This window comes from Streptomyces sp. PsTaAH-137, from assembly GCF_003259365.1.
GTDB lineage: Bacteria > Actinomycetota > Actinomycetes > Streptomycetales > Streptomycetaceae > Streptomyces.
The window spans coordinates 766,984-788,407 of the sequence record NZ_QLLY01000001.1; the positions used below are offsets into that span (position 1 = coordinate 766,984).

At 72.2% G+C, this 21,424-nt stretch carries 20 protein-coding genes; 10 read left to right on the plus strand and 10 right to left on the minus strand.

All coding sequences use genetic code 11. From position 1 onward, the window contains the following. Positions 1-21: 21 nt before the first annotated feature. Together K377_RS03335 and K377_RS03340 are read right to left on the minus strand one after the other, a co-directional pair. The gene (locus K377_RS03335; RefSeq protein WP_111661537.1) at positions 22-933 is read right to left on the minus strand and encodes a dihydrodipicolinate synthase family protein; all 912 of its coding nucleotides are present in this window, start codon (positions 931-933) and stop codon (positions 22-24) included. A gap of 3 nt (positions 934-936) precedes the next feature. Then, positions 937-2,106, minus strand: a complete 1,170-nt coding sequence (locus K377_RS03340; protein WP_111661538.1) for a mandelate racemase/muconate lactonizing enzyme family protein — start codon at positions 2,104-2,106, stop codon at positions 937-939. 207 nt (positions 2,107-2,313) lie between these two features. Between K377_RS03340 and K377_RS03345 the strand changes: the two genes are divergently transcribed. Continuing rightward, entirely contained in the window at positions 2,314-3,645 is a 1,332-nt protein-coding gene (locus K377_RS03345) for an MFS transporter (RefSeq protein WP_111661539.1), read from the plus strand. Between the two features lie 49 nt (positions 3,646-3,694). On the opposite strand, the gene K377_RS03350 is transcribed toward K377_RS03345, so the two are convergent. Then, a complete protein-coding gene (locus tag K377_RS03350; RefSeq protein WP_111661646.1) occupies positions 3,695-4,594 on the minus strand; it encodes a LysR family transcriptional regulator in 900 nt (299 codons plus the stop codon). Positions 4,595-4,686: 92 nt separating this feature from the next. On the opposite strand from K377_RS03350, the gene K377_RS03355 reads away from it, so the two are divergent. After that, positions 4,687-5,436 carry an SDR family oxidoreductase gene (locus K377_RS03355; protein ID WP_181512464.1) on the plus strand — a complete coding sequence of 250 codons (750 nt, stop codon included), beginning with the start codon at positions 4,687-4,689 and terminating at the stop codon, positions 5,434-5,436. 56 nt (positions 5,437-5,492) lie between these two features. Here K377_RS03355 and K377_RS03360 read toward each other — a convergent pair whose 3' ends face one another. Next, complete coding sequence (locus K377_RS03360) at positions 5,493-6,176, minus strand: pyridoxamine 5'-phosphate oxidase family protein (protein WP_111661540.1); 684 nt, start codon at positions 6,174-6,176, stop codon at positions 5,493-5,495. Between the two features lie 211 nt (positions 6,177-6,387). On the opposite strand from K377_RS03360, the gene K377_RS03365 reads away from it, so the two are divergent. Next, positions 6,388-6,840 (plus strand): DUF5707 domain-containing protein, encoded by a 453-nt coding sequence (locus tag K377_RS03365; RefSeq protein WP_111661541.1) that lies wholly within the window; start codon positions 6,388-6,390, stop codon positions 6,838-6,840. A 105-nt stretch (positions 6,841-6,945) separates the two neighbouring features. Here the strand turns inward: K377_RS03365 and K377_RS03370 are convergent, their stop codons facing one another. Further along, positions 6,946-7,830 carry a LysR family transcriptional regulator gene (locus K377_RS03370; protein WP_111661542.1) on the minus strand — a complete coding sequence of 295 codons (885 nt, stop codon included), beginning with the start codon at positions 7,828-7,830 and terminating at the stop codon, positions 6,946-6,948. Positions 7,831-7,924: 94 nt separating this feature from the next. Between K377_RS03370 and K377_RS03375 the strand changes: the two genes are divergently transcribed. Genes K377_RS03375 through K377_RS03385 form a run of 3 tightly spaced genes read left to right on the plus strand, consistent with a single transcriptional unit; the run spans position 7,925 to position 10,481 of the window. Beyond that, entirely contained in the window at positions 7,925-9,130 is a 1,206-nt protein-coding gene (locus K377_RS03375) for a thiolase family protein (RefSeq protein ID WP_111661543.1), read from the plus strand. Next, positions 9,127-9,798 (plus strand): 3-oxoacid CoA-transferase subunit A, encoded by a 672-nt coding sequence (locus tag K377_RS03380; RefSeq protein ID WP_111661544.1) that lies wholly within the window; start codon positions 9,127-9,129, stop codon positions 9,796-9,798. Before K377_RS03375 ends, K377_RS03380 begins: the two co-directional genes overlap by 4 nt. Then, a complete protein-coding gene (locus K377_RS03385; RefSeq protein WP_111661545.1) occupies positions 9,795-10,481 on the plus strand; it encodes a 3-oxoacid CoA-transferase subunit B in 687 nt (228 codons plus the stop codon). The genes K377_RS03380 and K377_RS03385 overlap by 4 nt, the downstream gene beginning before the upstream one ends. Before the next feature lie 9 nt (positions 10,482-10,490). Here K377_RS03385 and K377_RS03390 read toward each other — a convergent pair whose 3' ends face one another. Next, on the minus strand, positions 10,491-11,945 hold the full coding sequence (locus K377_RS03390; protein WP_111661546.1) for a HAMP domain-containing sensor histidine kinase: 1,455 nt from the start codon (positions 11,943-11,945) through the stop codon (positions 10,491-10,493). 5 nt (positions 11,946-11,950) lie between these two features. Further along, positions 11,951-12,649: a response regulator transcription factor gene (locus K377_RS03395; protein ID WP_111661648.1), complete on the minus strand. Its 699-nt coding sequence runs from the start codon at positions 12,647-12,649 to the stop codon at positions 11,951-11,953. Between the two features lie 153 nt (positions 12,650-12,802). Between K377_RS03395 and K377_RS03400 the strand changes: the two genes are divergently transcribed. From K377_RS03400 to K377_RS03410, 3 genes are read left to right on the plus strand one after another with little or no spacing between them, the layout of a single operon-like run. Beyond that, entirely contained in the window at positions 12,803-14,140 is a 1,338-nt protein-coding gene (locus tag K377_RS03400; RefSeq protein ID WP_111661547.1) for a ferric reductase-like transmembrane domain-containing protein, read from the plus strand. 18 nt (positions 14,141-14,158) lie between these two features. Beyond that, entirely contained in the window at positions 14,159-14,560 is a 402-nt protein-coding gene (locus tag K377_RS03405; RefSeq protein ID WP_111661548.1) for an FMN-binding protein, read from the plus strand. A 2-nt stretch (positions 14,561-14,562) separates the two neighbouring features. After that, on the plus strand, positions 14,563-15,282 hold the full coding sequence (locus K377_RS03410; RefSeq protein ID WP_111661549.1) for an FAD:protein FMN transferase: 720 nt from the start codon (positions 14,563-14,565) through the stop codon (positions 15,280-15,282). Between the two features lie 36 nt (positions 15,283-15,318). Here the strand turns inward: K377_RS03410 and K377_RS03415 are convergent, their stop codons facing one another. From K377_RS03415 to K377_RS03425, 3 genes are all read right to left on the minus strand, one after another. Continuing rightward, complete coding sequence (locus K377_RS03415) at positions 15,319-15,684, minus strand: hypothetical protein (RefSeq protein WP_111661550.1); 366 nt, start codon at positions 15,682-15,684, stop codon at positions 15,319-15,321. Between the two features lie 23 nt (positions 15,685-15,707). After that, the gene (locus K377_RS03420; protein ID WP_111661551.1) at positions 15,708-16,676 is read right to left on the minus strand and encodes an LLM class F420-dependent oxidoreductase; all 969 of its coding nucleotides are present in this window, start codon (positions 16,674-16,676) and stop codon (positions 15,708-15,710) included. 64 nt (positions 16,677-16,740) lie between these two features. Continuing rightward, positions 16,741-19,122, minus strand: a complete 2,382-nt coding sequence (locus K377_RS03425) for a phosphoketolase (RefSeq protein ID WP_111661552.1) — start codon at positions 19,120-19,122, stop codon at positions 16,741-16,743. Positions 19,123-20,183: 1,061 nt separating this feature from the next. Here K377_RS03425 and K377_RS03430 point away from each other — a divergent pair. Continuing rightward, positions 20,184-21,380, plus strand: coding sequence for an ANTAR domain-containing protein (locus K377_RS03430; protein ID WP_111661553.1), 1,197 nt, complete (start codon positions 20,184-20,186; stop codon positions 21,378-21,380). Positions 21,381-21,424: the final 44 nt, after the last annotated feature.

Sequence of the window (21,424 nt, forward strand, 5' to 3'; positions counted from 1 at the left end):
AGTTGATGAGGGGCGCGTCGGCTAGTACCGGGGCAGGGCCAGCTCGTCCAGGATCTCGTCGAGCGCCGCCCGGGTGACCGCGTCCAGGGGCGCGGCCGGCAGCCGGACCGCGGCCGAGGCGATGATGCCGCGCCGGACCAGGACCTCCTTGTGCACGGCCCAGGCCTGGCCCTGGCGGACGCCGATGTGGATGAGCGGCTGAAGGATGCGGTACAGCGCCCGGCCCCGGGCCCGCTCTCCCTTGTCGAGCGCGTCCAGTACGTCCCGGAGCACGTCGGAGAACTCGCAGGCGGGCATGGTGCCGACCGAGCCATTGGTGTGCTCGTCGAGCAGGAACTGGGCGTTCTGGCCGCCGAGGACGGCGAAGTCGTCGCCGGTCGCCGCGGCGACGGCCGCCATCTTGGCCGGCGGCGACGGCACCTCGACCTTGACCGAGCGGATGCGCGGCTCGGCGGCGAGGGCCGTGATCTGCTCGACGGACAGCGCCACCCCGGTCACGCCGGGCGCGTCCTGGATCATCACCGAGGCGTCGGTCGACGCGGCGACATCGGCGAAGAACTCCAGGACCTGCGGCGGCGACGGCTTGGTCAGGAACGGCGGCAGCACCATCAGATGGTCGGCGCCGCCGTCGACCGCGCGCCGGGCCAGCTCGCGCGCGGTCACGGTGCTGGTGCCGTTCACCCCGGCGACCAGCGGCACCTCGGGCCCGGCCACGTCCCGCACGGTGCGCAGGATCACGGTCCGCTCGTGCTCGGTGAGCGCGAAACCCTCGCTGGCCATGCCGAACACGGCGAGACCGTCGACACCGCTCACGAGCTGGAACTCGACCAGCGTGCGCAGCGACGGGACGTCCAGCTCGCCGGAGCCGGTGAAGGGAGTGGCGAGGATCGGTATGAGGCCGTGGGGGAGCGTGGAGGTGTTCGGAGTGCTCAAGGTTCAGTGCTCCTGGGAGAGTTCGCGGACGGTGTCGACGTCGACCTCGATGCCGAGGCCGGGCCCCTTGGGCAGCTGGTAGCCGGCCGGGGTGACGTCGATGGGGGTGCGCAGGATGCGCTGGGCGACGGGCAGTGAGTCGGCCTGGAACTCGAAGAACGGGCAGTCCTGCGTCGCGGCGCTGAGCTGGATGCCCGCGGCCAGGGCGACGCCGAGGCCGACGGAGTGGTGGCAGGCGACGGGGACGTGCGCGGCCGAGGCGAGTTCGGCGATGGTGGTGGCCTCGGTGATGCCGGTGCGGGCGACGTCGGGCTGGGCCAGGCGCAGGGCGCGGCGGCCGATCCAGTCGGCGAACTCGTAGCGGTTGCGCATCGCCTCGCCGACGGCGATCGGCGTGGTGACGCGGGCGGCGAGCTCACGATGTCCCTCGATGTCCTCGGGGGCGAGCGGCGCCTCGTAGAACAGGGCGCCCCTGCGGTCGAGTTCGGCGCCGAGCGTCAGCGCCTCGCCGATGCGGTAGGCCCAGTGCGCGTCGACGGCGATCCGCAGCCCGGGGGCCGCCGCGGCGACGGCGTCGTAGGTGGCCAGATCGGCCTCGATGCCTTTGCCCAGGGCCAGTTTGACCATGGTGGCGCCCTGCTCGGCGTAGGACACCGCGAGCCGCGCGCGCAGTTCGTCCGTCGGCTCCGGCAGCCCGGAGACATAGGCCGGTACGTGGTCGCGGTGGGCGCCGCCGAGCAGTTCGGCGACCGACAGGCCGGTCAGCCGGCCGTGCAGATCCCACAGGGCGATGTCGACGGCGGCCATCGCATCCGCCTGATGTCCGGTCAGATGGCCGCGCTCACGCATCAGTTCACGCATGCGATGCCACAGAGGGCGTACGCGGGTCGGGTCCTGGCCGACGAGCTGGTCGGCCAGGAGCCGGTCGACGACGGCCGCCGGGATCTCGGGCCCGACCGGCGCCAGCGCCTCGCCCCAGCCGGTGCAGCCCTCATCGGTGCTGATCTCCACCAGCAGCGTCTCGAACCGCCCCGAGTACAGGCTGCGCCACGGCTCCCGCACGACATATCCGCGCTCCGGCGTCAGCTCGGCGCCGTCCTCCAGCCGCCCCAGGTAGGCCCGGGTGCCTTCCAGTTTGAGCACGTGACTGCGTACGTGCGTGATGCGAGCCATGCGAAGCCCCTTCGAGCTGTTTCGTTGATGTAGCAATCCACAGTTTGCATAGGACTTGTAAATAGAGCAAGCATCATTAATATCGTGGCTATGCGCTCTCAACATCCCGGACATCGTCCCGGGGGCGCATCCCGGCAGCCCGTGCCGCACAGAGCCCCGCCTGCCGCCGTCTCCGCTCCCGTTCCGCACTCCCCCTGCGAGGCCCCGATGCAAGAGCAGACCACCGCGCCCGTCGGCCAGGAGGCCGGCGCCCCGCCCGCCACGCCCTCGCGCCGCGTGCTGATCGCCGGCAGCATCGGCAACTTCGTCGAGTGGTTCGACATCGGCATCTACGGCACGCTGTCGTCCGTCATCGCGGGCAGCTTCTTCGCGTCCGGCGACCGCACCTCCGCCCTGCTGTCCACCTTCGCCATCTTCGCCGTCGGCTTCGCGATCCGGCCGATCGGCGCCCTCTACTTCGGACCGCTCGCCGACCGCGTCGGCCGCAACCGCGTCCTCGCGATCACGGTCCTCATCACCTCGCTGTCGACCTTCGCGATCGGCGTCCTGCCCACCTATGCCACGGTCGGCGCCCTCGCGCCGGTCCTGCTCGTCCTCGTCCGCCTGGTGCAGGGCTTCGCCGCGGGCGGTGAGACCTCCAGCGCGGTGAGCCTGCTGTTCGAGTACGCGCCCCGCAACCGCCGCGGCTACTACACGAGTTACGGAGCCGCCCTCGGCTTCGTCGCGTTCGTCGTCGGCGCGGGCGTCGCCCTCGTCCTGTCCGTCGCGTTCGGCGACGACCGCATGGCCTCGTACGCCTGGCGCATCCCGTTCCTGCTCGCCCTGCCACTCGGCGTCGCGGGCCTCTACCTGCGGCTCAAGCTGGACGACACACCGGAGTTCGTGCGCATGGAGAAGTCCGGCGAGGTCGCGAAGGCGCCGCTGCGCGAGACGCTGCGCACCAGTGGACGCCCCATGCTGATCCTGGCCGGGGTCATCGTCCTCAAGGGCGTCGCGCACTGGACCCTGCAGACCTTCATGGTCAGCTACCTCACCGACACGGTGCACTTCAGCCAGACCGCGTCGTTCGCCGCGTCGACCGTCTGCATGGGCGCCGTCGCTGTCCTCATCCCCTGCGCCGGACTGCTCTCCGACCGCGTGGGACGCAAGCCGCTGCTCATCGGCGGAGCCCTCGGCCTGATCGTGCTGGCCTGGCCGTGCCTGCTCCTGATGTCCTACGACAACGCCCTGCTCGCCGTCGCCGCCATGGTGATCCTGGGCCTGCCCATCGCCGCGTACGACGGTGCGGCCAACGCCAGCATGGCCGAACTGTTCCCGGCCCGGATCCGCACCGGCGCCATCGCCATCCCGTACAACATCTCGGTCGCCCTCTTCGGCGGCACCGCGCCCTACATCGCCACCTGGCTGGTCAGCTCGACGGGCAACGACCTCTCCCCGTCCTGGTACCTGATGGCCGCCGGGCTGCTGACCCTGGTCACGGTGGTGCTCGGGGTGCGGGAGACGGCGGGGCCGCGCGCCGAGCGGATCGTCACCGGCTGAGCGGGCGGCACGCTCACACGGCTCACACGGCTCAGCCGGCTCACACGGCTCAGTCGGCGAGGACCTCGCGGACCGTGCCGCGCAGCCAGCGCTGCGCCGGGTCGTCGTCCAGGCGCGGATGCCAGGCCATGTGATAGCGCAGCGGGGTGATCTCGGGCGGCGCGGGCAGGACGCGCAGCGCGGGATCCGCCGTGTGCTCGACGGCGAACCGGCGGGGGAGGGTCGCGATCAGCGCCGTGCCCGGCACCGCCCGCGCCGCCACGGAGTGATACGGCACGCACAGACCGGCCCGGCGCGGCCGGTGGTGCCGGTCCAGCAGATCGTCGATCGCGACCTGCCGCCCGGCGACGGTGCCGACGACGACGTGCACCGCGTCGAGGTAGTCGTCCAGAGCCGGCTGCCGCACATCGGCCAGCGGGTGGTCCCGCGCCATGACGCACATGAACGGGTCGTCGAAGAGATGCTCCGTGCGCAGCCCGGGGGAGACCTTCCCGGCGGCGTGGAACAGCAGGTCCACCCGGCCGTGGTCGATGTCCTCCGCGATGTCGTCGTGCCACCTGCCGAAGTCCACGGTCGAGCGCGGCGACCGGCTGAACACCCGCTGGAAGAGGGCCGGGACGAACACGGAGGCGTAGTCGGTCCCCGCGATCCGGAACGCCTCGGCCGCCTCGGCCGGCGCGAACGTCTCCGGCGCGAACAGCGTCTCCAGGCGGGGCACGACCGCGTCGAGCCCGTGCTGGATGCGCTCGGCACGTGGGGTGAGTCGGTACCCGCCCGGCGCGCGGACCAGCAGCTCGTCGCCGAAGGTGTCCCGCAGCCGCTGCAGGGCCCGGCTCATCGCGGGCTGACTCATCCCGGCCAGTTCGGCAGCGCGCGAGACATGCCGCTCCGTCAGCAGCGCGGAGAGCGGGCCGAGCAGGTTCAGATCCACCCGTTCCATATGCACCATGCGCATACTCTAGATATCAATGATTCATTAGACAAATAGTCCAGGAATGGCGGAAGGTGAAAACACAGAAGACACCTCGCAAGGAGAAGACGATGACGGACGCAGGGCGCGACGGACGCAGGGTCGCCGTGGTGACGGGCGGATCGGGCGGTATCGGCGGCGCGGTCGCCCGCCGGCTCGCCGACGAGGGCATCGCGGTCGTCGTCCACTACGCGGGGTCGGCCGACCGGGCCGCGGAGGTCGTGGAGTCGATCACCGCCGCGGGCGGCACGGCCTACGCGGCGCCGGGTGACGTCGCCGAACCCGCGGAGATGACGCGGCTGTTCGACGCCGCCGAGGAGCGCTTCGGCGGGGTGGACGTCGTGGTCAACACCGCCGGGATCATGAAGCTGGCGCGGGTGGCCGAGATGGACCTGGACACCTTCGACCGGATGCACCGGGTCAACGTACGCGGCACGTTCGTCGTCTCCCAGCTAGCCGCCCGCAGGCTCCGTCCCGGCGGCGCGCTGATCAACTTCTCGACCTCCGTCACCCGGTTGCAGCAGCCGACCTACGGTGCCTACGCGGCGACCAAGGGCGCCGTCGAGTCGATGACCCTGATCCTCGCCCGCGAGCTGGGCGGCCGGGACATCACCGTCAACGCCGTGGCGCCCGGGCCCACCGCGACCCCGCTCTTCCTGGACGGCAAGAGCCCCGAACTCATCGAGCGGATCGCCTCGGGCTCCGCGCTGGGACGGCTCGGCACGCCGGAGGACATCGCGAACGCGGTCGCCTTCCTGGCCGGCCCCGACGGCCGCTGGATCAACGGCCAGGTGCTCTTCGCCAACGGCGGCGCCGCCTGACACCGATTCCCCACGGAGCCCGAACGGGTGATCCGCCGTACGGCCGGCCGGGCGGCTCAGCCGGTGGCGCGGCGGATCCGGCGTCCGCTGATCCGGCGCGGAGTGACGAGCAGCCACTGGTCCCGCTCGCCCCCGGCCCACGGCTCGGAGTGGGCCTGGTCGACCAGCGCGGCGGCGGTGTCCGGGTCGGTGACCGTGCACGCGACGCCGACGACGAGCACGCTCCAGCCCTCGCTCAGCGCGTCGTCCACCCGGTCCACCTCGAAGGCGACCTCCTGGCCGGTGGCGCCCGAGAGGGACGAGCCCGGCCGCGTACGGAAGGCGACCGAACCGTCGGACGTCATCGTGTAGTTGACCGGCAGCACCACCGGCCCGTGCGGCAGCTGGACGGCCACCCGGCCCACGCCGTGCGACGACAGCAGCGCGCGGCACTCCTGCTCCGACAGTTCCAGGAACTCGGGGGTGCGCGCCGCGTCGGCGGTGCCGGGCGGGCGCGTGTACGTGCCGCCGAGCAGGGTGTCGACGTCGGTGTCCAGGGCGGCGGCCAGCCGCAGGGCGAAGCCGGAGGCGGGGTGCGCGGCCTGCTCCTCCACGTACCGGACGTACGCCTCCGAGGCGCCGGTCCGGTCCGCCAGGTCCTGGGCGGTGAGGCCGAGTTCCTGTCGGCGCGCCGCCACCCGGCGCCCGAAGTCGCTGTGCTGGACCGCTGCCGTCTCCGTGGGCTCCGGCGCCTCGGGCATCCTCGTCTCCCTTTTGTCGATCACGTCCCTCGGATCGTCCGGCAGCCCGAAACCGCGCGCAACCCCGGCCGGTCCGATCACCCAGGGCGCATTGAGTGCGCGTACTCAGGTGGGCGAAGGCCGCGCGTTGCGAGGATCGGGGCGGAGGCGCGGCCGGTCCGGTCGGCCTCCGTCGACCGAGGGCGTTCGCGCCGGTTACGGAGAATTCGTCATGTCCCGTCGCATCGTCCTGTCCGCCGTCGCAGGTGCCGCCGTCCTCGCGGGCGCCGGAGCCTTCGCCCTCGCCTACGCCGGGGACGGCGCACCCGTCCTGGCGCACAGCACCGCCCGCTACACCGCCCCGCAGGGCGACCGGGACGGCTCCTTCACCTTCGCCACCGAGGCCACGGCACCCTCCGGCCTGAAGAGCCTCAAGGTGCTGGCCTGGCCCGAGAAGTCCGGGCTCGCCGGGAAGCCGCCGACCGCCGAGGAGATGACCCGGGCGGAGCCGGCCCGCTGCAAGCCCGCGGGCGGGGACACCGAACGGTGCGCGTACACCGTCAGGGTGACCGCCGCCGACGCCGCCGAGTTCCCGCGCGGCCCCTGGCACGTCGCCGTGCTCGCCACCGACGCGGACGGCACCACCACCCTGGACACCGAGGCGGTGGACTTCACCGTCGGCTGACCGGGCGGCGGGATGAGGGTCCTGCGTGCGCCGGATGAGGCGGACGGGAACGGGCTCGCCACCGCGCACCGGCCGCCGACGCCTGCGGGCTGATCGCGCGGAACGTCACTCGGCCACGCACTGCTCGATCACCGAGGCGACCTGCTCCGCTGCGGGTGAGTTCCGCTGGGCCCGCCGCGCGAGCAGCAGGTCGACCGGCTCGGGATCCGCCAGCGGGACGTAGACGACGCCTTCCAGGCTGAGGCTCCGTACCGACTGCGGGACGAGGGCGACACCGTGCCCGGCGGCCACGAAGACGACCAGGGTCGCCGTCTCACCGACCTCGGTCAGCGAGACGGGACGGAAACCCGCCCGCTCGCAGGCCGACAGCACCAGGTCGTACATCGAGGAGCGGGACCGCGAAGGGTGGACGACGAACGGCTCGTCGGCCAGCGCCTTCAGCGGGATGTGCGGCTGCCCGGCCAGCGGATGGTGCGCGGGCAGCACGGCCACCAGCGGCTCGGACCGCAGCGAGGTGACGCGCAGGTCGTCGGCGGTGACCCGACCGCGCAGGACCGCCAGGTCGTACGTGCCCGATGTCAGCCCCTCCACGAGCTCCGGGGTGAGCAGTTCGCCGCGCAGGTCCAGGGTGATCCCGGGCAGCCGTGCGCGGACGGTGCGGGCCACCCGCGGCAGCACGTCGTACGTCGCCGTGCCGATGAAGCCGACGGACACCCGCCCGGCGTGCCCGGTGGCCAGCTCGTGCAGGTGGACCCGCGCCCGCTCCTCCTCCGCGACCAGCGCGCGGGCGTACCCCGTGAGCTGACGGCCGGCCTCGGTCGGTTCGACACGACGCGTCGACCGGTTGAACAACGGCACGCCCAGCTCGCGCTCCAACTGCTTGATCTGCTGGGACAGAGCGGGCTGCGCGACGTGCAGCCGGGCCGCCGCGCGCCCGAAGTGGCACTCCTCGGCGAGGGCGAGGAAGTACCGGAGCTGACGCAGTTCCATGCTCCCGATCCTAACTGTCGTTATAAGCGCCGCTTATCAATCAATGCCGACTAGGTCTTGGACGCGATGAACGGGGCGCACCTAGCGTGACGGGGTGACCCACAGCTATCTGTACGCAGCAGCGCGCACGCCCTTCGGGAAGTTCTCCGGGGCGCTCGCGAACGTCCGGCCCGACGATCTCGCGGCGCTCGCCGTCACCGGGACCCTGGCCAAGACGCCCGCCCTCGACCCGGCCGAGATCGGCGACGTGGTCTGGGGCAATGCCAATGGCGCGGGCGAGGACAACCGCAACGTCGGCAGGATGGCCGTCCTGCTCGCGGGGCTGCCCACCTCGGTGCCCGCCACGACCGTGAACCGGCTGTGCGGCTCCTCCCTGGACGCGGCGATCATCGCCTCCCGCGCCATCGAGACCGGAGACGCGGACATCGTGCTCACCGGCGGCGTCGAGTCGATGACCCGCGCGCCCTGGGTCCTGCCCAAGCCCTCGCGCGCCTTCCCCGCCGGGGACATGACCGCCGTGTCCACGACGCTCGGCTGGCGCCTGGTCAACGAGCGGATGCCCGAGGAGTGGACCGTCTCCCTGGGCGAGGCGAACGAACAGCTCGCGGACCGCTTCTCCGTCCCGCGCGAACGCCAGGACACCTTCGCCGCCCGCTCCCACCGGCTCGCCGACGCCGCCTGGAACGACGGTTTCTACGACGACCTGGTCGTCCCCGTCACCGTGGACGCCAAGGGCACCACGCTCGACCGGGACGAGGGCATCCGGCCCGGCTCCACCGCGGAGAAGCTGGCCGGGCTCAAGCCGGTGTTCCGGCCCGACGGTGTCATCACCGCGGGCAACGCCTCCCCGCTGAGCGACGGCGCCTCGGCCGTCCTGCTGGGCTCGGAGGCCGCCGCCGCCCGGATCGGCAGCGACCCGCTCGCCCGCGTCGCCGGACGCGGCGTGTCCGCACTCGACCCGCACCTGTTCGGCTACGCCCCGGTGGAGGCGGCGAACCGGGCGCTGAAGGCGGCGGGGATCTCCTGGCGGGACGTGGGAGAAGTCGAGCTCAACGAGGCGTTCGCCGTGCAGTCCCTCGCCTGCGTCGACGCCTGGGACATCGACCCGGACATCGTCAACACCAAGGGCGGCGCGATCGCGCTCGGCCACCCCCTCGGCGCCTCCGGCGGCCGCCTCCTGGGCACCCTCGCCCACCGGCTGCGCACGTCCGGCGAGCGCTGGGGCGTGGCCGCCATCTGCATCGGTGTCGGCCAGGCCCTCGCGGTCGTCCTGGAGAACGTCACGGAGGCGAAGCGATGACCACCCGGCTGTGTGCCACCCCGGACGAGGCGGTCGCCGGGATCGAGGACGGCTCCACCGTGCTCGTCGGCGGCTTCGGCATGGCCGGTATGCCGGTCGAGCTGATCGACGCGCTCATCCGCCAGGGAGCCACCGACCTCACCGTCGTCTCCAACAACGCCGGCAACGGCGACACCGGACTCGCCGCGCTCCTCGCCAAGAGGCGGGTCCGCAAGGTGATCTGCTCCTTCCCGCGCCAGGCCGACTCCTGGGTCTTCGACGACCTCTACCGCACCGGCAGGATCGAACTGGAGGTCGTGCCGCAGGGCAACCTCGCCGAACGCATGCGCGCGGCCGGAGCCGGGATCGGCGCCTTCTACTGCCCGACGGGCGCCGGGACCCTGCTCGCCGAGGGCAAGGAGACCCGCGAGATCGACGGCCGTACGTACGTCCTCGAATACCCGATCAAGGGCGACGTCGCGCTGATCGGCGCCCATCGCGCCGACCGCATGGGCAACCTCGTCTACCGCAAGACCGCCCGCAACTTCGGCCCGGTCATGGCCACCGCGGCGACCACCGTGATCGCGCAGGTCCACGAGGTCGTGGAGACCGGCGCACTCGACCCGGAGACCGTCGTGACCCCGAGCATCTACGTGGACCGCATCGTGCAGGAGGCAGGCCCCCGATGACCCCGAACGACCGAGCGACGACCCCCGTGACGGACCGGCAGCAGCCGTTGGGCAAGCACGACATCGCCGCGCTCATCGCCCAGGACATCCCCGGCGGCGCCTTCGTCAACCTGGGCATCGGCCAGCCGACCCTCGTCGCCGACCATCTGCCCGCCGACTCCGGTGTGGTCCTCCACACCGAGAACGGCATGCTCAACATGGGCCCCGCCGCACGCGACGGCGAGGTGGACCCCGACCTGACCAACGCGGGCAAGGTCCCCGTCACGGAACTGCCCGGAGCCGCCTACTTCCACCACGCCGACTCCTTCGCCATGATGCGCGGCGGCCACCTGGACATCTGCGTCCTCGGCGCGTTCCAGGTCTCGGCTGCGGGTGACCTGGCCAACTGGCACACGGGCGCGCCCGACGCGATCCCCGCCGTCGGCGGCGCCATGGACCTGGCGATCGGCGCCAAGAAGGTTTTCGTGATGATGACCCTCTTCACCAAGGACGGCACCCCCAAGCTCGTGCCGGACTGCACCTATCCGCTCACCGGGCTCGGCTGCGTCGACCGCGTCTACACCGATCTCGCCGTGTTCGACATCGGCGCGCACGGTGTCCGGGTGACGCGCACCTTCGGCATCACACCCGACGAACTCGCCGCGCGGCTGGAGGTGCCGCTGACCTTTGCGGAGGGGCTCTAGCGGGAGGTGTCAGGCCGGTCCGGGCCCGCCGCGCAGCGGCAGCGTCACCGTGAAGCGCGTCGCGCCCGGCTCGCTGTCGAGGGTGATCGAGCCGTCGTGGGCGTCGACCAGCGAACGGGCGACCGACAGACCCAGGCCGCTGCCGCCGCGGTCCCGGGTGCGGGCCTTGTCGACACGGTAGAAGCGGTCGAAGATCTTCGGCCGGTCGACCGCGGGGATGCCGGGCCCGGCGTCCTCGACCCGTACTACGGCCGCGTCCTGACCCCGTGTCACCTCCACCAAGACGGGCGTCCCGGCCGGTGTGTGCACGGCCGCGTTCGTGAGCAGGTTGTCCAGGACCTGCCGGACACGGTGCGGATCCATGCGCAGGACCAGCGGACCCGGCCGCGACACCAGCGTCAGGGACCGGTCCGGGTGCCCCGCCCGGAAGGCCGCGACCGCGTCCTCGACCACCGGCCCGAGATCCGCGTCCTGCGGGCTGAGCGGCGCGTCCACCTCGGGCGCGTCCAGCCGGGCGAGCAGCAGCAGATCGTCCAGGAGCACCCCCATCCGGGCCGCCTCGGCGCGCAGCCGCGCCAGGTGCCTTTCGCGTTCCCCGGGCGCGTTGGCGGCGGCGTACTGGAAGAGGTCCGCGTAGCCCCGGACCGACATCAGCGGGGTGCGCAACTCGTGCGAGGCGTCGGCGACGAAGCGGCGCAGGCGCCGCTCCGCCTCCGCGCGGACCGCGAGGGAGTCGTCGATGTGCTCCAGCATGGTGTTGAAGGCCGTGCGCAACTCCTCGACCTCCGGGCCGCCGCCCCGCTCGTCGGCGCGGATCGGCAGCCGGGCCGCCGACTCGCTCAGGTCGTGCGAGGCGATGCCGTGCGCGGTGTGCGCCATGTCGCTGAGCGGGTTCAGCCCCCGGCGCAGCATCCGCCGGCCGCACTCCACGAGCACCGCGAGCGCGAGGCCGAAGGCGACGACCTGGAAGCCGATCAGCCGCCCCATCGTGTCGTCGACGTCGTCCGTCGGCGCGGCGCTCACCAGGACCACACCCGGCTTCACCGCACACGCCCGCAGCCGGTACTTGCCCTTGTCCGCGAGCCGTACCGTGCGCAGCACCTCGGTGCCCGCGGACAACTGCCTCTCGGCCAGCGACGCGAAGGGGGCGATGTCCCGGGGCAGATCACCGGACTCCTCCGGCGACCGCAGCTCCGGGCTGCCGCCCGAGACGTCGTAGACCGCGTAGTACCAGCGGTAGTACTTCTTGCCCTGGAGCGTGCCCGTCTCGGCAATGCTCTTCGACTGGGCGACCTGGGCCAGTCCGAGCTGGTCGTCGAGCTGGTGCGTCAGATAGTCCCGCATGTACGTGGTCAGCGCCGCGCCGACCACGGCGAACACCACCAGGGACAGCGCGCCGAGACCCAGCGCGAGGCGGGTGCCGAGGCGCAGCCGCCGGAACGCCCGGCGCAGCCGTCCGAGCACGCGCCTCACTCCGGTGCCTGCCGGATGACATAACCGAAACCCCGCACCGTCTGGATCAGCGGCACGCCCGTGCCACCCGTGTCGACCAGCTTGCGGCGCAGACGGCTGACGACCAGCTCCACGACGTTCGAGCGGCCCCCGAAGCCGTACTCCCACACGTGGTCGAGGATCTGCGCCTTCGTCATGACGGTCGGCGACTTGCGCATCAGGAAGCGCAGCACCTCGTACTCGGTGGGTGTGAGGGTGAGCGTGTGCGTGCCGTGGCGGACCTCGTGCGTGTCCTCGTCCATCGACAGCTCGCCGACCCGGAGCACGGAGCGCTGGAAGTTCGGCCCCGCGCTGCGCCGGAGCACGGTGCGCAGCCGCGCCATCAGCTCCTCCACCGCGAACGGCTTGACCAGATAGTCGTCGCCGCCCCGGGTCAGCCCCGCCACCCGGTCGGCGACACCGTCCCGGGCGGTCAGGAAGACCACCGGCACCATCGTGCCCGAGCGGCGCAGCCGCTCCATGACGCCGAAGCCGTCGATGCCCGGCAGCATCAGGTCGAGCACCACGATGTCCGGGGCGAACTCACCGGCCAGCCGGAGCGCGTCCTCACCCGTGTTCGCGGTGACGGCGTCCCAGCCCTCGTAACGGGCGACGGTCGCGACGAGGTCGGCTATCGGCGGGTCGTCGTCGACGACCAGGAGGCGCACTTTTTCCACCCGGCCATAGTGCGTCACCGCGCAGGCCGAACCCTGTGCTCCGGCTCACACAGCAGGCACATTGATAAGGACTTGTCAGCAGTCCGACAGGTTGTCGACAGCTTCCGCCGGTGAACCTGGAGTCCCGACACCGGATCAAGGAGCTGCCGTCCCGTGACGATCGTCCCCACAGCCCCTGCGCCCTCCACGGCGATACGCCCCAGGGCGGTGGCGCGTACGGGTCTGTACGCGGTGCTCGCCGCGAACGCGGCCGTGGTCGCCTGGTTCTTCGTCCAGGCCGGCTTCGCCTCCAACGCCCTGATCGTCCTCGGCCGGCTCGCCGGTCTGTACGCCGCGCTCGTCATGGCGTTCCAACTGGTCCTCGTCGCCCGCCTGCCCTGGCTCGACCGCCGCATCGGCATGGACCGGCTCACCGGTTGGCACCGCTGGACCGGCTTCGCCCTCCTGTGGACGCTGCTCGCGCACGTCGTGTTCATTGGCTTCGGCTACGCCGACGGCGCGGGCGTCGGCCCGATCGGTGAAATCGTCGACCTCGCGGAGACGACACAGGGCGTCCTGCGCGCGATCGTCGCGTTCTGCCTCATCCTCGTCATCGGCGCGGTCTCCGCCCGCTCCGCCCGCCGCCGTCTCGCCTACGAGACCTGGCACTTCATCCACCTGTACGCCTATGTCGCCGTGGTGCTCGCCTTCACCCACCAGGTCGCGGTCGGTACGACGTTCACCTCGTCGTCCGTCGCGACGGCGTACTGGTACGGAGTGTGGGGCGCGGCCCTGGGCGCCGTCCTCGTCGGCCGTGTCGTCCTGCCGCTGTGGCGCAACCAGCGGCACCGGTTCCGGGTGTCGGCGGTCGTCGCCGAGTCCGACAGCGTGGTCTCAGTCCACATCACCGGCCGCGACCTCGACAAGCTGCCCGCGCGGGCGGGCCAGTTCTTCCTGTGGCGCTTCCTCACCAAGGACCGCTGGTGGCAGGCGAACCCCTTCTCCCTGTCCGCCGCCCCCGACGGCCGAAGCCTGCGCCTGACCGCCAAGGCGGCCGGCGAGGGCAGCGCGGCCCTGCGCCATCTCAAGGTCGGCACGCGGGTCTTCGCCGAGGGCCCCTACGGTGCCTTCACCACCCTGCACCGCACGCGCGCCGACGCGGTCCTCATCGCGGGCGGCGTCGGCGTCACCCCGATCCGCGCGCTCCTGGAGGACCTCGACGGCCACGCGGTCGTCATCCACCGGGTCGGCTCGGAGCGCGACGCCGTCCTCCACGACGAACTGCGCGACCTCGCCCACGCCAAGGGCTCCGACGTGCACCTGGTGACCGGCCCGCCCGTGCCCGACCGCCTGGCACCGCACGCGCTGGCCGCGCTGGTGCCGGACATCGCCGAGCGGGACGTGTTCCTGTGCGGGCCGCCGCCGATGATGACCGCGGTGCTCCGCACCCTCGACGACCTCGGCGTCCCCAAGCAGCAGATCCACTTCGAGCGCTTCAGCCTGGCCGGCTGAGGCAGACGAGGACACCACGTGAAGCGAGTCATACCCGTCGTGGCCTTCAGCCTCGTGGGCCTGATCTCCGTCTGGCGCTACGAGCCGTCCGTCGGCACCACGCAGTCCACCGCCGCACCGACACCGACCACGTCCGGTGCCACCGAGGGTTCGGCCTCCACCGAGGTGGTCAAGGGCACGACCGTCACCACGGAGAAGGGCCCGGTGCAGGTCCAGGTGACCTTCGAGGGCGACGAGATCACGGCCGTGAAGCTGCTCCAGCAGCCGAACCACCCGCAGACCACGGCGGCGGTGCCGAAACTGGTCGCGGCGACCCTCCAGGCGCAGAGCGCGGACGTCGACACGGTCACCGGCGCGACGATCACCAGCGACGCCTACAAGGAGTCCCTCCAGGCGGCCATCGACGCGAAGGGCGCCTGACGATGCGCCGGGTCGAGCACGTCATGGGGTTCCCCGTCTCGCTGCGCGTCGACGACGAGGACGTACCGGAGCGGGCGGGCGACGCGGTCTTCGCCTGGCTGCGCGAGGTCGACGAACGCTTCAGCCCCTTCAAACCCGACAGCGAGGTGTCGCGCCACGGCCGCGGCGAGCTGCTGCTGCACGAACTGAGCGCCGACCTCGTGGAGGTGCTCGACCTGTGCGAGCACTACCGCCTGGCCACCGACGGCGCGTTCGACGTACGGCTGCCAGGGCGCGCGTTCGACCCGTGCGCAGTGGTCAAGGGCTGGTCGATGCAGCGGGCCGCCGACCTGTTGAGGGCGGCCGGCGCGCGACGGTTCTGCCTCAACGCCGGCGGTGACGTGGTCGCCTCCGGCGGGCCCTGGCGGGTCGGGGTACGTCACCCGCGACAGGCCGACAAGCTGTGCGCCACGCTGGAGTTGACCGACGGGACGGTCGCGACCTCCGGCCGGTACGAGCGCGGCGACCACATCGTCGACGGCCGCACGGGCCGCCCGGCGACGGACCTTCTCAGCCTCACCGTCATGGCCCCCACCCTCACCGAGGCGGACGCGGTCGCGACCGCCGCCTTCGCGATGGGCACCGAGGGCATCGAGTGGGCCGCGTCGTTGGAGGGGTGCGAGGTGTTCGCGGTGGACGCGGGGGAGAGGGTCCTGCGCACGGCCGGACTGGCCCTGTGCTGAGGGCAGGGTGACGACCAGAGCGGTCCCCCGCAGGGGCTACCGGGGCACGAGCACGAACTGGCTCTCGCGTTCCTGGTCCCCGGACGCCGTCCCTGCGTCCTCGACACCGAAGTCCTCGGTAAGCGCCGCGCGGAGCGTGGACACGTCGTGGGGCGCGCCCTGCGCGGTCACCGACACCGGGCCGCCGATCGTCGCATGGGGCGACGAGGCGGGCGCGTCGCCGCCGATGTCGAGCTCCGCCGTCCACACCGTGGGGTGCTCCTCGCCGGACGGGGCGTTCGCGGTGCCCGACCGGTCGGGGAACCGGGACGTCAGTCGGGTGAGGACGGAACGGGCGTCCTCCGGAGTGCAGTCGGTCAGGGTCACGGTGACGGAAGCGCCGTCGGCCGTCGGGCTGGTCATGTTGATCTCCTTGTCTGGCGGGGTCAGAGGGCGGTGCGCAGGGCGGGCAGCAGTTCCTTCTGCGCCCAGGTGAGGAAGGCGTCCTGGTGGTCGCCGCCGATCTGCACCAGCGCGATCTCCGTGAAGCCCGCCTCGGCGTACGGACGTACGGCCTCGACGAACTCGTCCACGTCGCTGCCGCACGGCACGGACTCGGCGACGTCCTCGGGGGAGACCAGCTCGGTCGCCTGGGCGAACGAGGCGGGATGCGGCAGCTCGGAGTTGACCCGCCAGCCGCCGACGGACCAGCGGAACTGCTCGTGCGCGCGGGCGACGGCGGTCGCCCGGTCCGGGTCGTAACAGACGGGGAGTTGACCGACGCGCGGTTTGCCGGAGCCGCCCGCGCGGTCGAAGGCGTCGAGCAGCTCGCGCTGGGGCTCCGTGGCGATGACCAGGTCCCCGAGACGGCCCGCGAGCGCGCACGAGGCGGGTCCTGAGACCGCGACGCCGATCGGCACGCGGGTGTCGGGCAGATCCCACAGCCGGGCCCGGTCGACGTCGAAGTGGCGCCCGTGACGGGTCAGTTCCTCGCCGTCGAGCAGCGCGCGGATGATCTCGACGGCCTCGCCCAGCTTCTCCAGACGGACCGCAGGTGACGGCCAACCGCCCCCCACCACATGCTCGTTGAGGCTCTCGCCGGATCCGAGACCGAGACGGAACCGGCCCTCGGAGAGCAGTTGCAGCGTGGCGGCCTTCTGTGCCACTACCGCCGGGTGGTACCGCGTCGTCGGGCAGGTCACGTACGTCATCAGCGGAATCCGGGACGTCGCCTGGGCGGCGGCGCCGAGGACGGCCCACGCGTAGGGGGAGTGGCCCTGCTCCTCCAGCCAGGGGAAGTAGTGGTCGGAGGTGACGGAGAAGTCGAAACCGGCGTCCTCCGCGGCCGCCACGTGCCGGACCAGCTCGCGCGGTCCGGCCTGCTCGGTCATCATCGTGTAGCCGATGTCGACCATCGTCTCCTCCAAGTCCGCGGTTTCGTGGGGAAGGTGTGGGAAGTCGTCGTCGGGGTGCGGCGGTTCAGTCCGCCCACCGCCACTCCGCGATCTCCGGCAGGTCGGTGCCGTGCTCGCGGATCCAGCTGTGGTGACGGGTCCGGGCGTCGGCCATGCGCTGGCGGACCGGCGCCGCGGAGACGGCGAGGCCCGGCACGCGGTCGATGACGTCCATGACGAGCCGGAACCGGTCGAGGTCGTTGCGGACGACCATGTCGAACGGAGTGGTCGTGGTGCCGGACTCCTTGTAGCCGCGCACATGCAGGTTCGCGTGCCCGGCGCGGCGGTAGGCGAGCCGGTGGATCAGCCACGGGTAGCCGTGGTAGCCGAAGATGACCGGCTTGTCGCGCGTGAACAGGCCGTCGTACTCGGCTTCGCTCATCCCGTGCGGGTGTTCCTCGGCGGGCAGCAGCGTGGTCATGTCGACGACGTTGACGACCCGCACCGCGAGGTCGGGCAGGTGCCTGCGCAGCAACTGGGCCGCGGCCAGGATCTCCTGGGTGGGCACGTCGCCCGCGCAGGCGAGGACCACGTCGGGCTCACCGCCGTGCTCGCTGCCCGCCCACTCCCACACGCCGGCGCCACGGGCGCAGTGGGCGCGTGCCTCGTCCAGGGAGAGCCAGTCGGGGCCGGGGTTCTTCCCGGCCACGATCACGTTGACGTGGTCGCGGCTGCGCAGCGCCCGGTCGGCGACGGCGAGCAGGGTGTTGGCGTCCGGCGGTAGATACACCCGGACGATGTGCGGACTCTTGTTGAGGACGTGGTCGACGAAGCCGGGGTCCTGGTGCGAGAACCCGTTGTGGTCCTGGCGCCACACATGTGAGGTCAGCAGGTAGTTGAGCGAGGCGATGGGCGCCCGCCACGGCAGCTCCTGCGACGTCTTCAGCCACTTGATGTGCTGGTTGACCATGGAGTCGACGATGTGGACGAACGCTTCGTAGCACGAGAACAGCCCGTGTCGGCCGGTGAGCAGATAGCCCTCCAGCCAGCCCTGGCACAGGTGCTCGGACAGCACTTCCATGACCCGCCCGTGCGGGTCCAGGTTCTCGTCGACCGGCAGCACGCGCTCCTGCCAGGCCTTGCCGCTGGCCCCGTACACCGCCTGGAGCCGGTTGGAGGCCGTCTCGTCCGGGCCGACCAGCCGGAAGTTCCGCTCCTGCGCCGTGTCGGCCATGATCCGGGCGAGCAGCTCGCCCAGCACCTCGGTCGGGGCGTTCTGCGTCGCTCCCGGCTTGTCGACCGGCACCGCGAACTCGTCGAGCGGCGGCAGCGGCAGGGCCCGCAGGCGCACGCCGCCGTTGGCATAGGACGAGGAGCCCAGCCGCCGCGCCCCGTCCGGAACGCAGGCCAGTACGTCGGGGGTCGGGCGGCCGTCGGCGTCGAACAGCTCCTCGGGCCGGTACGAGCGCAGCCAGCTCTCCAGTTGCGCGAGGTGCTCCGGGTTCTCGCGGACGCCCGGAAGCGGCACCTGGTGGGCGCGCCAGGTGTTCTCCACCGGCAGCCCATCGACCTCGTCGGGGCCGGTCCACCCCTTGGGCGTGCGCAGCACGATCATCGGGCGGCGTACGGGCGTGGTGGCCTCACCGGCCCTGGCCGCCCGCTGGCCTTCCGCGATCAGGTCGAGGGCCCGGTCGAGGGCGGCCGCCATGTCCTGGTGCACCTGCGCCGGGTCGTCGCCCTCCACGTACAGCGGCTGATGCCCGTAACCGCGCAGCAGCGCGTCGAGCTCGTCGCGCTCCATACGGGCCAGCACCGTCGGATTGGCGATCTTGTAGCCGTTGAGGTGCAGGATCGGCAGGACGGCCCCGTCGTGCACGGGGTCGAGGAACCGGCCCGAGTGCCAGGACGCCGCCAGCGGGCCCGTCTCCGCCTCGCCGTCGCCCACCACGCAGGCGACCAGCAGCTCCGGATGGTCGAACGCGGCCCCGTAGGCGTGCGCCAGCGAATACCCCAGCTCACCGCCCTCGTGAATGGATCCCGGGACCTCGGGCGCCACATGGCTGGGCACGCCGCCGGGGAACGAGAACTGCTTGAACAGACGGGCCATCCCCGCCCCGTCCCGACTCACGTCCGGATAGATCTCGCTGTAACTGCCCTCGAGCCACGCGTTGGCCAGCACCGACGGCCCGCCGTGGCCGGGCCCCCACACGCACAGCGCGTCGAGGTCCCGCCGCTTGATCACCCGGTTGAGGTGGGTGTACACGAGGTTCAGGCCGGGCGAGGTGCCCCAGTGCCCGAGCAGTCGCGGCTTGATGTGCTCGGGGCGCAGCGGTTCGCGCAGCAGGGGGTCGGACATCAGGTAGATCTGCCCCGCGGCCAGGTAGTTCGCCGCACGCCAGTGGGCGTCCACCGCGCGCAGCTCGTCGTCGTCGAGTGCGCGGGCGCCGGTGTCGTCGGACGTGGTCATCACTGCTCCAAGAACGGGACGGGTCTGCGTCGTCACGGTGGGCGCTGTCGCCGGAGCGCGGCCGTTCGTGCGCGTGTTCCCAGACAGCCCGGTCACACACACGGCCCGCTCGTCTCCCTCCCACCCTGACGCACCCCGGCGCACCCCGCACGGCCGTGCGGCGCGAGCGCGGTCGTCACGTTCGGCGGCAGCCGTGGAGAAGCCGGGTGAACCGGCTGAACAGGGCGGCCGGCGCCAGCCCCAGCACGGCGAGCACCAGGACGGCCGACCCGCATGTGTGTGGCGGCGTCCGTGGTGGTGACGGTCGCGGTGTGTGTCGCGGCGCCGCTGGGCCGCTCGACGCTGGAACTCCCCTTCACCGGGGCGCTGGTGACCCTCGGCAACTAGGTCGCCGCGCATCTCGAAGGAAGGGCGGCGGTACGGGTGCACCGCCTTCGACCCGCTGAAGACGCCACCGGGCAGATCGTCGGCGAGCAGCCGGACGTGCACGAGGGTGCCGACGGGGCCGAGCAGCGCCGGCACCAGAGAGGGGTCGATGTACGACGGACGCGCGTACCCCTGCGCCAGCAGCAGGAAGGCCAACGCGACCACCTCCCACCCGTCGACGGTGGAGAGCGGCACGACCCACAAAGGCGTGCCCGGCATCCGGCTTTGGGAACGCACTGTCCCATGCCCTTCGACCCGTTCTGCCGGATTGTTCCGCGTGCGTGTCGCCCCGCCGGGCGAGGCTCTCACCTGGGAGCGGACGGTCGTCGCGGTCCCGTAAGATCGAAGGCCGCAGCGCTTGGGCAAAACAGGTGCTCGTTGACAGCAGGCTGACACCGTCACCGGCTGCGCAGCGCCATGCCCGGGTCTCCGTTCCGTTCGGTGGTGTCTGCGTCATGCCGCCTCGTGTGTCCGCCATTTCCCCGAGAGCCACCGCGCTCGTGATGGAGAGGCATGGGCATGTACGACCGACACACCTGGCTGGGCCTCGCGACCACCGCACTCCTGCCCCGGCACCTTCCGCGCACGGCCTCCGGCCGCGCCACACACCCCCGCGAGGTCGTGGCGTGACGCGAATGCCCGAGGCGACGGCCCGCTGGGTGGAGACGGTCCCCGTGCGGCTCGTGCGCCTGTCCGGAGACTTCGACGCGGTGAGCGTCGAGGCTCTGGTCGAGCCCTTCCTCGATCGGCTGCACCACGCCGAGGAGCGGCTGGTGCTGGATCTGACGGCGGCCCGGCTGATGGGCGCCGCGGCCGCCCGCGCCCTGGCGGCACATCTGCGTCCCGGTGCCCGGCGCACCGTGCTGCTGGTGGCGGCGCCCACGGCGGCACGGGCGGCGCTCGGCACGTCGACGGAGCCCGGACCGCAGGTCTTCACGACCGTCGAGGCGGCTCTCGCGGCCCTGCCGGAGCTTCCCTCCGCCGTGGTCCGGGCGTTGACGGGGACGAACGGACCCGAGCTGAGCCGGGAGGGGCTCGCCGACCTCCAACAGCAGGTGTTCGGGCTGACATCCAAGTCCCGCAGCAGGGAAGTGATCGGCATGGCGCAGGGAATCGTGCTCGAACGCTACGGGCTGCGTTCCCCGTCCGCTGCGTTCGACCTGCTCCGCGTGGCCTCCCAGCACCACAACGTGCCGGTGCGGATCCTCTCCGCGGAACTGGTCACGGCCGCCCCGCCGGCCCCCGGGCGGGCATGGTTCCCCGGTCTGACGGGCCGGGACGAGAACGCCGCCCCGCACCTGGCCCTCCTCGCCGGAAAGGACCTGGACGCGGGCGACTTCAAGCAGGTCCTGCGGGCCGTGGTGGCCCGGGCGACGACATCGGCCGACGCGGACGCCGGCGAAGTGCACCTGCCTTACGCGGCGTTGGGCAAGGCGCTGATCCTGGAGGGCCACACCGGTCTTGAGGCGGCGTACCGCAACGAGGTCGCCGAAGTGAAGGACCCGCTGTCCCTGCCGGTGCTGGTGCACTCCAAGGCCCAGACCGTGCACGTGCCCGACCTCGCCACCGACCTGAACGTGGGCACGTCTCCGGCGGGCCGGGCGGCACTCGCCGCGGGCAGCCGCGCCCTGCTGGGTGTGCCGGCCCTCGACGAGAGCCGCGCCGGTGTGGGTGTCATCACCGTTCACCACCGCCGGCCGGGACAGCGGCTCACCGAGGCGCAGGGGACGGCACTGGAAGCGCTGGCCGGGGAACTCGCGGTGTGGCTCTCCTGGTACCGGCGGGTCGTCGTCCTGAACGCCCTGGAGCACCTGCACACCCGGGCCTCGTAGCCGCGGCCCGGGTCGCGCGGCGGATCCCTCTGTTTGACCATGGA

Coding starts and splice junctions, on each gene's coding strand:
- K377_RS03365 (WP_111661541.1), top strand. CDS start 6,388: ATGTCCCGTCGCATCGTCCTGTCCGCCGTCGCAGGTGCCGCCGTCCTC.
- K377_RS03385 (WP_111661545.1), top strand. CDS start 9,795: ATGACCCCGAACGACCGAGCGACGACCCCCGTGACGGACCGGCAGCAG.
- K377_RS03360 (WP_111661540.1), bottom strand. CDS start 6,176: ATGCCCGAGGCGCCGGAGCCCACGGAGACGGCAGCGGTCCAGCACAGC.
- K377_RS03340 (WP_111661538.1), bottom strand. CDS start 2,106: ATGGCTCGCATCACGCACGTACGCAGTCACGTGCTCAAACTGGAAGGC.
- K377_RS03345 (WP_111661539.1), top strand. CDS start 2,314: ATGCAAGAGCAGACCACCGCGCCCGTCGGCCAGGAGGCCGGCGCCCCG.
- K377_RS03410 (WP_111661549.1), top strand. CDS start 14,563: ATGCGCCGGGTCGAGCACGTCATGGGGTTCCCCGTCTCGCTGCGCGTC.
- K377_RS03350 (WP_111661646.1), bottom strand. CDS start 4,594: ATGGTGCATATGGAACGGGTGGATCTGAACCTGCTCGGCCCGCTCTCC.
- K377_RS03415 (WP_111661550.1), bottom strand. CDS start 15,684: ATGACCAGCCCGACGGCCGACGGCGCTTCCGTCACCGTGACCCTGACC.
- K377_RS03425 (WP_111661552.1), bottom strand. CDS start 19,122: ATGACCACGTCCGACGACACCGGCGCCCGCGCACTCGACGACGACGAG.
- K377_RS03355 (WP_181512464.1), top strand. CDS start 4,687: ATGACGGACGCAGGGCGCGACGGACGCAGGGTCGCCGTGGTGACGGGC.
- K377_RS03420 (WP_111661551.1), bottom strand. CDS start 16,676: ATGGTCGACATCGGCTACACGATGATGACCGAGCAGGCCGGACCGCGC.
- K377_RS03430 (WP_111661553.1), top strand. CDS start 20,184: ATGCCCGAGGCGACGGCCCGCTGGGTGGAGACGGTCCCCGTGCGGCTC.
- K377_RS03370 (WP_111661542.1), bottom strand. CDS start 7,830: ATGGAACTGCGTCAGCTCCGGTACTTCCTCGCCCTCGCCGAGGAGTGC.
- K377_RS03380 (WP_111661544.1), top strand. CDS start 9,127: ATGACCACCCGGCTGTGTGCCACCCCGGACGAGGCGGTCGCCGGGATC.